The organism is Halobacillus locisalis (genome assembly GCF_013694105.1).
GTDB lineage: Bacteria > Bacillota > Bacilli > Bacillales > Halobacillaceae > Halobacillus > Halobacillus locisalis.
On the sequence record NZ_JACEFG010000007.1, the window covers coordinates 38568 to 54282 of the forward strand.

General features: G+C 44.8%; 13 protein-coding genes and 1 rRNA gene. All 14 read left to right on the top strand.

The genetic code is table 11. The annotated features are described in order from the left end of the window. The first annotated feature begins 238 nt into the window (after positions 1-238). On the top strand, positions 239-2686 hold the full coding sequence (spoIIE, locus tag H0266_RS19195; RefSeq protein WP_181474059.1) for a stage II sporulation protein E: 2448 nt from the start codon (positions 239-241) through the stop codon (positions 2684-2686). A 64-nt stretch (positions 2687-2750) separates the two neighbouring features. Further along, complete coding sequence (locus H0266_RS19200; protein ID WP_181474060.1) at positions 2751-3485, top strand: vWA domain-containing protein; 735 nt, start codon at positions 2751-2753, stop codon at positions 3483-3485. Next, entirely contained in the window at positions 3466-4398 is a 933-nt protein-coding gene (locus H0266_RS19205) for a protein kinase domain-containing protein (RefSeq protein ID WP_181474061.1), read from the top strand. The genes H0266_RS19200 and H0266_RS19205 overlap by 20 nt, the downstream gene beginning before the upstream one ends. 75 nt (positions 4399-4473) lie before the next feature. Then, the gene (gene tilS, locus H0266_RS19210; protein ID WP_343063349.1) at positions 4474-5880 is read left to right on the top strand and encodes a tRNA lysidine(34) synthetase TilS; all 1407 of its coding nucleotides are present in this window, start codon (positions 4474-4476) and stop codon (positions 5878-5880) included. 11 nt (positions 5881-5891) lie between these two features. Beyond that, positions 5892-6431 (top strand): hypoxanthine phosphoribosyltransferase, encoded by a 540-nt coding sequence (gene hpt, locus H0266_RS19215; protein WP_181474062.1) that lies wholly within the window; start codon positions 5892-5894, stop codon positions 6429-6431. A gap of 117 nt (positions 6432-6548) precedes the next feature. Next, a complete protein-coding gene (gene ftsH, locus H0266_RS19220) occupies positions 6549-8603 on the top strand; it encodes an ATP-dependent zinc metalloprotease FtsH (RefSeq protein ID WP_181474063.1) in 2055 nt (684 codons plus the stop codon). Between the two features lie 165 nt (positions 8604-8768). After that, on the top strand, positions 8769-9560 hold the full coding sequence (locus H0266_RS19225) for a type III pantothenate kinase (RefSeq protein ID WP_181474064.1): 792 nt from the start codon (positions 8769-8771) through the stop codon (positions 9558-9560). Positions 9561-9565: 5 nt separating this feature from the next. Beyond that, on the top strand, positions 9566-10447 hold the full coding sequence (hslO, locus tag H0266_RS19230; RefSeq protein ID WP_181474065.1) for an Hsp33 family molecular chaperone HslO: 882 nt from the start codon (positions 9566-9568) through the stop codon (positions 10445-10447). A 182-nt stretch (positions 10448-10629) separates the two neighbouring features. Next, the gene (cysK, locus tag H0266_RS19235; RefSeq protein WP_181474072.1) at positions 10630-11562 is read left to right on the top strand and encodes a cysteine synthase A; all 933 of its coding nucleotides are present in this window, start codon (positions 10630-10632) and stop codon (positions 11560-11562) included. Positions 11563-11757: 195 nt separating this feature from the next. Next, positions 11758-12615, top strand: coding sequence for a dihydropteroate synthase (gene folP / locus H0266_RS19240; protein WP_246364283.1), 858 nt, complete (start codon positions 11758-11760; stop codon positions 12613-12615). Continuing rightward, complete coding sequence (gene folB, locus H0266_RS19245; protein ID WP_181474066.1) at positions 12608-12973, top strand: dihydroneopterin aldolase; 366 nt, start codon at positions 12608-12610, stop codon at positions 12971-12973. The genes folP and folB overlap by 8 nt, the downstream gene beginning before the upstream one ends. Beyond that, on the top strand, positions 12970-13467 hold the full coding sequence (folK, locus tag H0266_RS19250) for a 2-amino-4-hydroxy-6-hydroxymethyldihydropteridine diphosphokinase (protein WP_181474067.1): 498 nt from the start codon (positions 12970-12972) through the stop codon (positions 13465-13467). Before folB ends, folK begins: the two co-directional genes overlap by 4 nt. A 219-nt stretch (positions 13468-13686) precedes the next feature. Further along, on the top strand, positions 13687-15174 hold the full coding sequence (gene lysS, locus H0266_RS19255) for a lysine--tRNA ligase (RefSeq protein ID WP_181474068.1): 1488 nt from the start codon (positions 13687-13689) through the stop codon (positions 15172-15174). 459 nt (positions 15175-15633) lie between these two features. Beyond that, positions 15634-15715, top strand: a 16S ribosomal RNA gene (locus tag H0266_RS19260); the annotation flags it as partial.

Here is a 15715-nt window from a genome sequence, read left to right on the forward strand (position 1 = left end):
ACCATGATAAAAAAAGTGTCAACAAAAAATAAAAATATCAGAGTAGTCTGTCTTTTTCGCTAGGGGATTACCGTGAATTTTGGGTGCATACGTACCTTGGTGGGGGAGAATTTGTAGAAACGGTTCATGGAGGTGAGAAAAGCATCGAAACTTTTGTTTCGCCTCTCCTGTTGTTTTGACAAAATGCTTCGTTTGCATGTGGTTTAATAGATTTCAACAGGGAGAAGGAGTGATAAACATGTTACAAGCATTGACCAAGCGTGAGGATCAGCAAGTCGTGAAGCAGTCAGGATTTCAAAGAGGGATGCAAAAAGTATCGACAGGGTTTTATACATTGATGATGGAAAAGGGGATCTTTCATATGGTCCTTTCGTTACTACTAGGACGAGCCATCATTTTATCATCCATGGCACCGTTCGGGGTTGCCTTCTTGGCTGTCATTTGGTGGTTGAAGCGTCCGTTGGTCATTCCCGTGACGATTATGATGGCGGCTGGTGCGTCTACATATAGTTATGGACACGCGGGTTTCGTAGTGGGGTCATCGGCAACTTTTTTGCTCTTAAGTCTGGGGCTGTACAAAATAAGTCACCCCCAGAGATGGCTGCCACTTCTTGCATTATCGGCAAGTATCATTCCGAGAACGGTAAGCTTAGCGTTACTCGATCGGTGGCAGCTCTACGAAATTACGTTGATGCTTGCCGAAGGTGTCTTAAGTTTTATTCTTGTTTTAATCTTTATGCAGAGCATTCCGCTTTTATCACCACAAAGATATCAACCGACACTGAAAAATGAAGAAATCGTCTGCCTGATCATTTTATTGGCCTCGGTACTGACCGGCATGATCGGATGGGAGATTTCTGGTGTGGCGGTTGTTGATATATTTGCAAGGTACTTAGTTATTTTACTAGCCTACATTGCCGGGGCAGCTATTGGATCAACGGTAGGTGTCGTAACAGGCTTGGTGTTGAGTTTATCGAATATGGAACACGTCTATCAAATGAGTCTTCTTGCCTTTTCAGGGTTGCTCGGAGGGTTATTAAAAGAGGGAAAAAAGGTGGGGGTGAGTGCAGGTCTTATAGTCGGCACGTTACTGATCGGGTTCTACGTGAGTAACGGGGCCTATTTGCCATCTTCTTTATGGGCAACGGCGTGGGCGGTCGTTCTCTTTGTATTGACTCCGAATTCATGGGTGAGGAGGATATCCAGGCATGTGCCTGGTACAGATGAACACCAATATGAGCAGCAGAAATACTTACAGAAGGTACGGGACGTCACGGCTGTCCGAGTGGGGAAGTTTTCGGACGTCTTTCAAGCGTTATCTAAAAGCTTTAGTCATTTAGAAGTGACGAGAGAACAAGGGGAGGAACATGCTGAGGAAATTGACTACTTTTTAAGCCATGTTACGGAAAAAACGTGCCAATCGTGTTTCAAGAAAGAAAAATGTTGGGTGAATCGGTTTGATGATACACACGAAATGATGACAGATCTCATGATGGAATTAGATGAAAGGGGCGAACCGACTAGGGTTACAAGAAAGAATGTGGATCAACATTGCGTCAAATCACAGAAGTTGATCGATACGATGAATCATGAGTTGTCCTTCTACCATGCGAATAAACAATTGAAGAAACAGGTGTTGGAGAGTCGCAGGTTCGTAGCGGAACAACTCCAGGGTGTTTCAGAAGTCATGAATAATTTTGCCAAAGAAATTGTGAAAGAGCGCGAACATCACGAGGAGAAGGAGCAAGTCATTTATCATGCGCTTGAACGAATGGGGATGGTGATCCAGAAACTGGAGATATATTCGCTCGATTCAGGCAATATGGATTTGGAGCTGATTGTGGAAATCGAAAATTACAGGGGAGAAGGAGCCAAAATCATTGCGCCTGTTCTATCTGATATATTAGGCGAAACGATCGTCGTCACGATGGAAGAGATTTCACCGTACCCGAGCGGGAGATGTTATTTAACATTCGGATCGGCGAAGCATTATGCCATCGAATCAGGAGTTGCTCATGCAGCTAAAGGAGGAGGGTTCATATCAGGGGATAGCTTCACGATGATGGAGCTTGGGAGAGGGAAGTACGCTCTCGCCATCAGTGATGGGATGGGGAATGGTGTTCGTGCTCATGAAGAGAGCATGGAAACGCTGCGGCTTTTGAAACAAATTTTACAGTCAGGCATCCAAGAGTCTGTCGCGATCCAATCGATTAACTCCATCCTTTCGCTCAGAACGAACGATGAAATCTTTTCGACCTTAGATCTCGCGGTGATCGATCTTCATCAGGCGACGTCTAAGTTTATTAAAGTCGGAAGCACACCAAGTTTTATCAGAAGGGGGAATCAGATCTTTACTGTCGAGTCAGGAAATTTGCCGATGGGTATCATTCCTGAAGTGGATGTAGATATGACAAGCGAGCAGTTAAAAGCGGGTGATCTCTTGATTATGATGAGCGATGGGTTATTTGAAGGACCGAAACATATCGAGAATGTGGAGGTGTGGTTGAAACGGAAAATCCGGGAGGTTTCAAGCGATGATCCACAGGAGGTGGCGGACTTACTATTGGAAGAAGTCATTCGAACGAGAGCTGGGGCGATAGATGATGACATGACCATCCTCGTCGCTCGAATCGATCGCTATATGCCAGAGTGGTCATCGATTCCTACTGATAAAAAAGAGGCCTGACATGCGTATAATCTCCTCCTAATTCGGCGATGATGGAGACAATGAAACAGGAGGGATGACGACAATGAAACCAGGCCGAATAAAACAAATTCTTTTATTAACCGATGGATGCTCGAACCATGGAGAAGACCCGATTGCAGTAGCTGCTCTTGCAAGAAATCAGGGGGTAACGGTCAATGTGATTGGCGTTCTTGACGACCTTCAAGATAGCAAGCCACAGGGGCTTGATGAAGTAGAATCAATTGCTGAAGCAGGTGGAGGCGTCAGTCAAATTGTGTATCAGAAAAGTTTGTCCCAAACCGTGCAGATGGTTACGAGACAAGCCATGACTCAAACGATTCAAGGAGTCGTTAATAAAGAATTGCAACAAATCCTAGGAAAAGGTCAATCCATCGAAGAATTACCTCCAGAGAAACGGGGGGAAGTCGTGGAAGTAGTAGACGACTTAGGTGAGACGTGTGACCTGGAAGTACTCGTGCTCGTGGACACGAGTGCCAGCATGCATCATAAACTTCCTACAGTGAAAGATGCTCTTTACGATCTTTCCTTGAGTTTAAATGCACGCTCTGGGTCCAACCACTTTAGCGTGTTTGCTTTTCCTGATGCCAAACATACCATTAAAAAAATGATCGATTGGACACCAGAGCTCGGTGAAATCCATCGTGTGTTTTCCAAATTGTCGAGCGGCGGATACACACCGACCGGTCCTGCGTTGAAGCAAGCACTGTACGCATTTACAGAGAGACCGATGCGCAGCATGCAAGATGGAGTCGATCCATATGAAGAAACCGGATTCTAAGTTATACCCAGGGACAAGTGTGCGAGGAAAATGGAGCGGAAGAAACTATTCCATCATTCGCCGTCTAGGGAGCGGCGCATGTGGAACGGTTTATTTATGCAAGAATGACCAAGGGGATACGTATGCCCTAAAAGTCGGTACAGATAGTGCGCGGATGATGCTGGAAGTGAATATGTTAAAGAAATTCAGCAAGGTCCAAGGTGTGCAGCTTGGGCCTTATTTTGTTGACGTTGATGACTGGGTGGCTGCAAACCAAGTCACCTACCCTTTCTATGTCATGGAATATATTGATGGCTTATCCATGCAGGCTTTTTTAAAAGGGAAAACAAAGGATTGGATCGGTGTGTGCGCGATTCAGTTGCTTACCCATTTGGAGCACCTTCATAAAGCGGGCTATGTGTTCGGAGATTTAAAAACGGATAACTTGCTTATGTCTAAAACAAGAGTGAGGTGGATTGATGTAGGTGGGGTCACAGCCATTGGCCGAGCGATTAAGGAATACACAGAATTTTATGACCGCGGATATTGGGGGATGGGGACGAGGAAAGCAGAACCCACTTATGATTTATTCGCTGTCACGATGATCATGATGGAGATGGCGTATCCGCACAGGTTCGAAAAGGGGGCACATCCAAGGAAGACACTAGAAAACCGCGTCCATTCCTCGGTTTGGCTGAAGCCATATCGAACATTCCTCCTTCAATGCTGGCAAGGAAAGTTCACGTCCGCTACAGAAATGAAGGAAGCTTTATCGAAGGGGATGTTGAAACGATCGCAAGCGAAACCCGTTCACCCGAAGACGAGAGCACAAAGGAAGACGGCTACCGCTTCTTCAGACTATGCGGAAATGCTGACATTATCTGCGTTAGTGGCGGCTTTTTTAGGGATCTCTTTATATAGTTTCTGGTTGTAAGTGTATTCTTTTGCAGAACCTGTGAAGAGTGGTACGATGGAAGGAAGAAATAAACAACGCAGATTTTGAACAGGAGTGAACATTCAGATGGATCAGGTTGTCCATTCGTTCATGACAAAGCACCAATTGATTGATCGTCATCAAACCGTGATTGTCGCCGTTTCAGGTGGTCCTGATTCTATGGCTTTATTACACTTGATGAACAAGGCGAAGGAGAAGTGGGCGATACGACTTATCGCCGTTTCCGTTGACCATGGACTGCGCGGAGAGGATTCTGCCGAAGACTTTGCCTATGTGAAGCGGACGTGTGAAGAGTGGGGCATTAAATTTGTTGGAACCACTGTAGATGTCGCTTCGTATAAGAAGGAGAAAGCTCTGGGAACACAAGAAGCGGCCCGACACCTTAGATATGAATTTCTGGCGAAACAAATGAATGATTTCGCCGCCGACGTCTTAATGACTGGTCATCATGGGGACGACCAGATTGAGACGATGATGATGCAAATGGTCAGAAATGTAAGGCCTGAAGCGGTACGAGGGATTCCGGTTTCACGTCCTTTCGCAACTGGTAGATTGGTAAGGCCGCTCCTCTGCGTGTCTAAAAGCGAAATACAGGCGTACAATAGTCAATACTTGATTGCACCGAGAACGGATCCCTCCAATGAAGATACAGAATATAGAAGGAATGCGTTTCGTAAGCATGTCATCCCCTTTGTGAAAGGTGAAAATCCCAAGCTCCATCAACACATGCAGGCCATGAGTGAACGAGTGCGTGAGGATCAATCTTACATAAAGAAACAGGCGGAAGAGGTACTGGGAATCGTCCAATTTTCTAAAGAGTTACGAAAATCGGCACAATTCTCAATTGAAACTTTCAAAACATTCCCGCTTGCTTTACAAAGGAGTGCCTTTCATCTAATATTGAACTATCTGTATATCAACAACACTGAAGATATTTCCTATTTGCATGAGGAGATGTTTTTCAGCTTTTTAAATGAAACCAAACCGAATGCAGAACTTCACTTCCCTCGGGGTTTAACCATCGTTCGAGCCTACGACGACATGATGCTATCCTTTCAACAGGAAGATTTCAATACGGCGTTCCATCAGCCGCTACCGATCGGTGAAACGATAGAATTGCCAAACGGTGATTTACTGTCAGCCGAATGGAGCGAGGAGTGCAAAAGTGAAGGATCACACGTGTTTGTTTGTGATTCTCATCACGTAAAACTTCCTCTAGCGGTTCGAACAAGGCGCAACGGAGACCGAATGCGGGTAAGAGGAATGAATGGATCGAAAAAAGTGAAAGATATTTTTATTGATCAAAAAGTTTCTGCTCGCGCTCGCGATAGGTGGCCGATTGTGATAGACAGCCGCGGTGAGATTCTATGGTTAGTAGGGCTGAAAAAAGGTGGAGAATGTACAGTGGGGGAGCCAGGTTTATGGCTTCGGTTACATTATGAAAATAAAGCAGACACGTAGGAGGAGCAAACATGCATAATGAAATTGAGAAGGTCTTGATTTCTGAAGAAGAAATCCAGCAAAAGTGCAAAGATATGGGCGCGCAGCTGACAGAAGAATATCAAGATCGTTTTCCGCTAGCCATCGGAGTATTAAAGGGAGCTACACCTTTCATGGCCGACTTGTTAAAGCGAGTCGAAACACACTTGGAGATGGACTTCATGGACGTTTCCAGCTATCACGGAGGAATGGAGTCTTCGGGCGAAGTGAAAATCGTCAAAGACTTGGACACGAAAGTAGAAGGGCGCGACATTCTCATTATTGAGGATATCATCGATAGTGGTCTCACGCTCAGCTATCTTGTTGATTTATTCAAATACCGTGGAGCGAAGAGCATCAAGATTGTAACGCTTTTGGACAAACCGACAGGCCGAAGTGCCAATATCAAAGCTGATACAATTGGCTTTGAAGTACCAGATGAGTTTGTGGTCGGGTACGGATTAGATTATGAAGAGAAATATCGTAACCTTCCATACATCGGTGTACTGAAGCCGGAAGTGTATGGAGGATAGAAAGCAATCTGTCGATACAGGTTTCAAGCTTTCGCTTTTAAGGGTAATTAGTTGTGTGGTCAGTTTTTGGTATGATACTATTTACTATAGTTTTTCTCGCTTGGGAGGAGGTAGGCAATGAACCGGATATTTCGTAACACTATATTTTATTTACTTATCTTCCTCGTAGTTATCGGCGTCGTCGGTCTATTTAGAGGTCAAGGTGAGCCACAACAAGAATTAAATGTAAACGAGTTTTATGATAGATTAAACAACGGTCAAATCGAAGAAATGACGATACAGCCTGTCAATGGGGTGATTCAGGTCACCGGTCAATTGGCGAATGCTGATGAAGGTGAAGGGATGTTTACAGCGAAACTCCCTCAGAATGAGCAAGTCATTTCGAACGTGACGCAAACCGCTACGGAACAAAGTATTCTTGATGTAGCTGAGGAACAACAGCCTAGCGCATGGGTGACGTTTTTAACATCGATCATCCCGTTCATTATTATCTTCATTCTGTTCTTCTTCTTACTTAACCAATCTCAGGGCGGCGGAAGTCGTGTCATGAACTTCGGTAAGAGTAAAGCGAAGATGTACACAGAAGAGAAGAAGAAAGTACGCTTTAAAGACGTAGCCGGAGCAGATGAGGAGAAGCAAGAACTGGTCGAGGTTGTCGACTTCTTGAAGGACCCTCGTAAGTTCTCTGCTGTCGGAGCCCGTATTCCGAAGGGTGTCCTCCTAGTAGGGCCTCCTGGTACAGGTAAAACATTGCTGGCCCGCGCGGTGGCTGGCGAAGCTGGCGTTCCGTTCTTCTCAATCAGTGGTTCGGACTTCGTTGAGATGTTCGTCGGTGTTGGTGCTTCTCGTGTACGTGATTTATTCGAAAATGCGAAAAAGAACGCACCAGGGATCATCTTTATCGATGAGATTGATGCCGTAGGACGTCAACGTGGTGCAGGATTAGGTGGAGGTCACGATGAGCGTGAACAAACACTTAACCAACTCCTAGTGGAAATGGATGGCTTCGGTGTCAATGAAGGAATCATCATCATCGCGGCGACAAACCGCCCTGATATTCTTGACCCTGCCCTTCTTCGTCCTGGACGTTTCGACCGTCAAATCACAGTCGACCGCCCGGATGTCAAAGGTCGTGAAGCGGTACTTGCCGTACACGCTAAGAACAAACCGCTTTCTGAAAATGTCGATTTGAAAACCATTGCTCTTCGTACACCAGGTTTCTCTGGTGCAGACTTAGAAAACTTATTGAACGAAGCGGCCTTAGTTGCTGCTCGTGGAGATAAGAGTAAAGTCGATATGGACGATGTAGATGAGGCGATCGATCGTGTCATTGCAGGACCAGCGAAGAAGAGCCGTGTGATTTCGAAGAAAGAGCGCGATATTGTAGCTCACCACGAAAGTGGACACACCGTAATCGGTATGGTCTTGGATGATGCCGATATGGTACACAAAGTAACCATCGTACCACGTGGTCAAGCTGGTGGTTACGCCGTGATGCTTCCGAAAGAAGACCGTTACTTCATGACGAAGCCTGAATTGTTCGATAAGATTACCGGCCTCCTAGGTGGTCGTGTTGCTGAGGAAATTATCTTTGGCGAAGTGAGTACAGGTGCTCATAACGACTTCCAACGTGCAACGGGTATTGCCCGTAAGATGGTTACCGAATACGGGATGAGTGAGAAGCTCGGACCGCTTCAATTCGGATCCAACTCTGGTGGTCAAGTCTTCCTGGGTCGCGACATTCAGAATGAACAGAACTACAGTGATCAAATCGCTTACGAAATTGATCAGGAAGTTCAAAACTTCATTCAGTACTGTTACGACCGTGCGAAAACGATTCTGACTGAAAACAAAGATAAACTCGAGCTTGTTGCGAAGACGTTGCTTGATGTTGAAACATTGGATGCGACTCAAATCCGTTCACTATTCGACAAAGGACGTTTACCGACAGACGAAGAATTAGAAGAACTAGCTCGTGAACACAACGCAAAAATCAAAAACAACACATCTTCTAACCACGATGAGGATGTTCGTGTAAATATTCAGTCCAAGGAAGAAGAGCAGACGGAAGAAAACGAGGCTACGGAAAATTCTACTTCAGCAACTGAGGAAGAAAACGAATCTACGAATCAAGACGATTCCGACTCCGATTCTGACAACCGTCGTTCTTAAGTGAACGCGAGACTCGTGTCACAACCTTATGAATTCGTAAGAAAGCCACACCCACCCTTTGACAGGCGGTGTGGTTTTCTGCGTTTTCAAGTTTATCTGTTGAGATTCATCCAGATAATTGTGATATGATGGTAGCCGAAGCAAATGGCACAGGAGGCGGGAACAATGAATTTTGTCCTTGATGTGGGAAATACCAATACTGTCCTTGGCGTTTTTGATCGCCAAGAGTTAAAATACCAGTGGCGAATCAAAACCGATCGCCATAAGACTGAAGATGAATTCGGGATGTTAGTTAAGTCGCTATTCGACCATGAAGGATTACACTTTGAAGATATGGACGGTGTGATTATCTCTTCTGTCGTCCCTCCGATTATGTTTGCGCTCGATCGCATGTCCCGTTATTATTTCAAGAAGAAACCAATGATTATCGGAGACGGAACGGTGGACCATGGGTTACCTATGCAGTACCCTAACCCTGAAGAGATTGGAGCCGACAGAATTGTGAATGCTGTAGGAGCGATCGGGGAATATTCTTTACCCCTTGTCATCATCGATTTCGGTACGGCAACGACGTATTGCTATATTAATGAACAAGGCGAGTATTTAGGTGGTGCCATTGCCCCGGGAATAAATATCTCAATGGAAGCTCTTTATGCGAAAGCTGCGAAGCTTCCTAAAATCGAAATAAAAAATCCAGACCATGTCATTGGGCAAAGTACAGTAGAAGCGATGCAGTCAGGCGTTTTCTATGGATATGTAGGCCAAGTGGATGAGGTGGTACGTCGCATGAAGGAGACGTCTGATCAGACACCAACGGTCATTGCGACCGGTGGCTTAGCCTCGTTAATTGCGGATCAATCCAGTATGATCGACCGTGTCGATCCATATCTTACACTTAAAGGTCTTCATAAGATCTATCAACGAAATAAAGAAAAAGATACCTTTAAAGGAGAATGATAAGCATGTCAGATTATTTAGTACGCGCGATGGCATTTGATGGCCAAGTACGTGCCTATGCTGTACAGTCAACCGAAACAGTAGAAGAGGCACGACGCAGGCAAGACACGTGGGTGACAACATCCGCTGCTTTAGGTCGAACGTTAACGATCAGTTCCATGATGGGAGCTATGTTAAAAGGCGATGATAAGTTGACGATCAAAATCGAAGGCGATGGTCCAGCAGGTGCCATCATTGCCGATGCCACTTCAAACGGAGAGGTTCGCGGTTATATTAAAAATCCTCATGTGGACTTTGAATCCAACGAGCAGGGCAAACTAGACGTAGCACGTGCGGTTGGAACAGCAGGAACGCTGAGTGTCGTGAAGGATCTCGGTATGAGGGATCATTTCACGGGACAAGTTCCATTAGTATCTGGCGAAATCAGTGAAGATTTCACGTATTATTTCGCAAACTCCGAACAAGTGCCTTCTGCCGTTGGAGCAGGTGTCATTGTGGATACGGATTATACTATTGGTGCCGCTGGTGGATTTATCATCCAAATGATGCCGGGCGCAGATGAAGAAACAACGTCTGAAATTGAGAAGCGCCTTACGAACATGCAAGGAATTTCTGGGCTCGTTCGGGACGGGAAGACACCGGAACAAATCCTTCATACCGTTCTTGGAGAAGAAAATGTACGAGTTCTAGATACGATGCCTGTGCAATTCCAGTGCCATTGTTCTCGTGAACGTGTGGAAACAGCGATTGCAAGTCTTGGAGATGAAGAAATCCAGCGCATGATCGAAGAAGATCAAGGGGCAGAAGCGAAATGCCACTTCTGTAACGAAGATTACCAATTCGATGTAGAGCAATTACAAGAACTACAATCTGGCGAAACAAAGTAATCATCACAGCTGATATGAATTGATATAATAAAAGCGGAACAGTTCTTCGTGGAAGGGAGAACTTGTTTCGCTTTTTTTATAATGGGAACAGTAAAAGTAGGATATTGAATTGTTTGACAATTGGGTGAAGGTTCAGTACATTGAAGTTAAATCCTATAAAAATACTTGGTTTTAGGAGTGAGATAATGAGAGTAGTGAACAATGTAAGTGAACTCGTGGGTCAAACCCCTATGGTGAAATTGAACAGAAGCGCTGATGAAGATAGTGCTGATATTTATCTGAAACTAGAGTACATGAACCCAGGAAGCTCCGTAAAGGATCGTATTGCGCTTTCTATGGTGGAAGAAGCTGAGAAATCCGGCGAGCTTAAGGAAGGCGATACCATCATCGAACCAACAAGTGGGAATACGGGGATCGGGGTCGCGATGATTGCAGCCGCTAAAGGGTACAAATCGATCTTGGTCATGCCTGATACGATGAGCCAAGAACGTCGTAATCTATTGAGAGCTTATGGAGCTGACCTTGTTCTTACCCCTGGAAGCGAAGGGATGAAAGGCGCCATTAAGAAAGCGGCGGAACTTCAAGCGAAACATGATTACTTTATGCCTCAGCAGTTCAACAATGAAGCGAACCCTCTCATTCACGAAAAAACAACAGGACCTGAAATCGTTGAGCAAATGGGTGATCAACTAGACGCCTTTGTAGCAGGGATCGGCACAGGCGGTACTATCACAGGTGCTGGTAAGGTGCTGAAGGAACGTTATCCGGATATTCATATCGTTGCGATCGAGCCGGACGGTTCCCCGGTTTTATCTGGAGGTGACCCAGGCCCTCATAAAATCCAAGGTATTGGAGCCGGGTTTGTTCCAGGGATCCTTAATACAGAGATTTATGATGAAGTGTATCAAGTGTCTAAAGAAGACTCTTTCGCTGCAGCACGTGAAGCCGCTAGAAAAGATGGAATCCTTGGCGGGATCTCATCCGGGTCAGCCATTCACGTAGCGAAACAGGTCGCTAAAAAATTAGGAAAAGGAAAGAAAGTCGTAGCCATAATTCCGAGTAACGGTGAACGCTACCTTTCTACTCCTCTTTACCAATTCGACGACGAGGAATAATCGTACATCGGATTAAGCACCCTTCTTGTGAAGGGTGCTTTTTTACGTAGAAAATAATAGCAGTGAATGGAATCAGTATGTATTCTCTTATGGGAATTCGCCTTTCAACGTTTGATCTTGCCATAACTGAAAGCGTATAACTCCTGATACATGATTGTTCCGTGCAAATGTTGTAAGATGTAGGGAGAAGTTTATATGGAGAGAGGGTCGGGCGAGATGGGACATTTATTGAAAACGGAAGAAAAAACATATGATTTATCGAAACAAACCCTTGTGATGGGAATACTGAATGTAACACCAGACTCTTTTTCTGACGGTGGGCTTTACAACAATGTCGATGCGGCAGTGAATCAAGCCATACAAATGGAGCGTGACGGGGCGCATATCATAGATATCGGTGGTGAATCGACACGACCAGGCCATGATCCCATTTCCGAGAGGGAAGAGATCGATCGCGTGATTCCGATCATAAAAGCCGTAAAAAAAGCTGTAGATATCCCGATATCTATTGATACATTCAAGGCTGAGGTAGCCAGTCAAGCGACTGCAGCCGGAGCCTCCATCATCAATGATATCTGGGGAGCGAAAGCTGAGCCAGCCATCGCGAAGGTGGCAGCCCGCTGCGGAGTTCCGATGATCCTCATGCAAAACCGGCCTAAGAAAGACTATAGTTCCTTGATTGAGGACATGAAGGCCGATTTGAGAGAAAGCATCCTGATTGCAGAACAATCCGGTGTGAAAAACGAAAATATTATCCTTGATCCCGGTATAGGGTTTGCGAAAACAGCAGAAGACAACCTATTTGTGATGCGTAACCTTAGTGAGTTTCATGAGTTAGGCTACCCCCTCTTACTTGGTAGCAGCCGTAAATCATTTATTGGAAAGGTTTTGGATCTACCTAAGGATGACCGGATTGAGGGAACAGGGGCTACCGTTTGTTACGCCATCTCTCAAGGTGTGCAAATCGTTCGGGTGCATGATGTGAAACCGATGGTGCGGATGACGAAAATGATGGATGCAATGTTAGGAAAGGGTGAAACGAACAATGGATAAAATTCATTTGAATCAAATGGAATTCTGGGGATATCACGGACTCTTCCCTGAAGAAAATAAATTAGGGCAACGTTTCTATGTAGATGCTCAGTTAGAGTTGGATCTAAAGCCTGCGGCGGCATCCGATGATATGACGAAGTCCATTGATTATGGTGCTGTCTATGAAGTGACAAAAACTGTGGTAGAAGGTGAGGCCTACGCGTTAGTCGAAACGGTAGCTGAAAAGCTCGCAGGTAAGCTACTTCAAGAGTTTTCGATTTTGGAGGCATGCCATCTGAAGGTGTACAAGCCAGATCCTCCGATTCCCGGGCATTATAAATCGGTAGCCATTGAAATTTCTAGGAGTCGGCATTCATGAGTACGGCTTTTGTAGCATTAGGATCTAACCTCTCCAAAAGAGAAGAGTATCTGTCGGAAGCCATCGATCTGCTGGATGGACATGAGGCGATTCGGGTCAGCAAACGGTCATCGGTGTATGAAACCGAACCGGTGGGGTATGTGGATCAACAAGACTTTTTGAATATGGTCGTTCAAGTAGAGACGAGTCTATCTGCTGACCAACTTCTCGATCAATGCCAACAAATTGAACAGGAGCTCGGGCGAAAAAGAATCGTAGAGTGGGGGCCACGAACGATAGATCTAGACATTTTGCTCTTTGATGACGAGCATATGACAAAAGAACATCTCACGGTTCCCCACCCTCATATGCATGAACGTGCTTTTGTTATGGTTCCTCTTGTTGATGTTGCCCCAACCATTCAAATTCCTGCGCTGCACCAAACGGCTCAGGAAATCTTGGATGGTTTGCCTGACGAAGAAGTGAGGAGCATGCGTGTATGGGGGGAGATTTAAAATGAACTAATCGTAGAAAATCTCCCGTAGCGATTTTTTTATTATCCAAACGGTTCAGAAGAATAGGTGGTCCACCTTATAAAATATCCTTGATCGTTGACACGACTTAAGGACTTTTCTATACTAATGCATAGATAGCTTACTGCCAGTCTTCAGCTGGCAGTTTTTATTATTGAAGCGGAAAAAATTAATTATAGATCAGAGAATGGAGTGATTGAAATGTCAGAAGAACTCAATGAGCAAATGCAGGTGCGTCGAGATAAATTGAATTCTTACCGAGAGCAAGGAATGGATCCTTTTGGTAGTAAGTTCGAACGAACAAACTTGTCCGAAGACCTAGTCGAGAAGTATGATGCGTTCAGTAAGGACGAGCTAGAAGAAAAGCAAATCCCAGCTACGGTTGCTGGTCGTATCATGACAAAGCGAGGAAAAGGGAAAGCCGGTTTTACTCATATCCAAGATGTAAGTGGCCAGATCCAGTTGTACGTTCGTAAAGACGAAATTGGTGAAGAAGCTTATGAAGTATTTAAGACGGCGGATTTAGGTGACATCGTCGGTGTAACAGGTGTCATGTTCAAGACGAACGTAGGAGAACTATCCGTTAAAGCTGGAGAATTTCACCTGCTGACCAAGTCTCTACGTCCACTCCCAGAGAAGTTTCACGGATTGCAGGATGTGGAGCAACGATATCGTCAACGTTATTTGGACCTTATCACAAACCCTGGTAGCCGTGATACGTTCATCACTAGAAGTAAAATCATACAATCTATGCGTCGTTACCTAGATGGATTAGGTTTCTTAGAAGTAGAAACACCTCTAATGCATGGAATTCCAGGAGGAGCTTCTGCTCGTCCATTCATCACTCACCATAACGCTTTAGATATGCAGCTTTACATGCGTATCGCTATTGAGCTTCACCTGAAAAGATTGATTGTGGGTGGCATGGAGAAGGTTTATGAAATTGGACGCGTCTTCCGTAACGAGGGAGTGTCTACACGACATAACCCTGAATTTACAATGCTTGAACTATACGAAGCCTATGCTGACTACCACGATGTGATGGACTTAACGGAAAACATGGTGGCTCACATTGCAGAGGAAGTATTAGGGTCGACAACCGTCACGTACAATGAACAAGAAATCGACCTTAAACCAGAGTGGACTCGTCTACACATGGTTGATGCCATTAAAGAATACACAGGCGTGGACTTCTGGGAAACGATGTCTGATGAGAGAGCCAAAGAATTAGCTAAAGAACACAACATCGAAATAAAAGATACGATGACATTCGGTCACATCGTGAACGAATTCTTCGAGCAGTGTGTTGAAGAGAAATTGATTCAACCGACCTTCATTTATGGTCACCCGCTTGAGATCTCTCCACTTGCGAAACAAAACCCGGAAGATGGTCGTTTCACGGATCGTTTCGAACTATTTATTGTTGGAAGAGAACACGCTAATGCCTTCTCCGAGCTGAATGATCCGATTGATCAACGCGAACGTTTTGAAGCTCAGTTGAAAGAGCGTGAAGAAGGAAACGATGAAGCGCATATGATGGATAATGATTTCATCGAAGCTCTAGAGTACGGTATGCCTCCAACAGGTGGTCTGGGTATTGGTATTGATCGTCTGGTCATGCTGCTAACGGACTCTCCTTCTATAAGAGACGTGTTACTGTTCCCTCAAATGAGAAACCGTGAATCGTAAACTGTAGGAATAGTAAGGGGCCCCTTCATAACAGGGGGGCCTTTTTTTATTACACACATCATGTCCGACTGATTCGTCAGAATAGTTTTTTATTAAGAATGCTCTTGATTAAAATGAAATACCGTGGTAAATTATTATTTGTCGCGTTAAGAGAAAGCAACGCACAAACAAGCCAAATAAAATATCACAAAAAGTTATTGACTTCATCAATAAAACCGTGATATATTAGTTAAGTCGCAAAAACGACATGGCAACAAACCAAAAAAACATTTCAAAAAAGTTGTTGACAGTTAATAACTGAAATGTTACAATAGTTGAGTCGCTGTTTTGAGCGACACACAATTTGATCTTTGAAAACTGAACGAACCAACCAGTACGTCAAGATATTCTTTCTATTATATATAGAAGGAATTCAAACAAGCACATTCGGTGTGCAAATGAGCAAGTCAAACTTCAACTTTTATGGAGAGTTTGATCCTGGCTCAGGACGAACGCTGGCGGCGTGCCTAATACATGCAAGTCGAGCGCGGGAAGCGAGCTG